The sequence below is a fragment of the Bacillus sp. SIMBA_026 genome, assembly GCF_046535335.1.
In the GTDB taxonomy this organism is placed as follows: domain Bacteria; phylum Bacillota; class Bacilli; order Bacillales; family Bacillaceae; genus Bacillus; species Bacillus velezensis.
The window spans coordinates 1-285 of the sequence record NZ_JAWRWX010000103.1; the positions used below are offsets into that span (position 1 = coordinate 1).

At 67.0% G+C, this 285-nt stretch carries 1 protein-coding gene; it reads right to left on the reverse strand.

Features of this window, described 5'->3' with window-relative positions; translation table 11 throughout:
- On the reverse strand, positions 1-285 hold a 285-nt coding region (locus tag SB847_RS20850; RefSeq protein ID WP_410578493.1), incomplete at both ends, for an amidohydrolase family protein.

Consider the following 285-nt stretch of genomic DNA (forward strand, 5'->3'; position numbering starts at 1 on the left):
GTAGGAACCCCGTCTGCGTCGCACACCACTTCCGCCGCCTGCCCGAACTCATGGCGGCCTCGGATTCCGGCGATCTCCAAGGCCTTGCTGTTGGCCAAGGCCGAATGGGCATCGAACAAGCGGATCAGTGCCGGCCGATCACCGGTGATGTCATCGAGGGAGTCCCGGTGCAAAGGGACTGTGCCGAAAGCGTTCGGGTTCAGGCCCCACGCACGTATCCAGCCGCCGTCGCCCGCTGGTTCCTGGCGCAGCAGCGCCCGCACCTCCTCCAGCGTGGTGGCACCG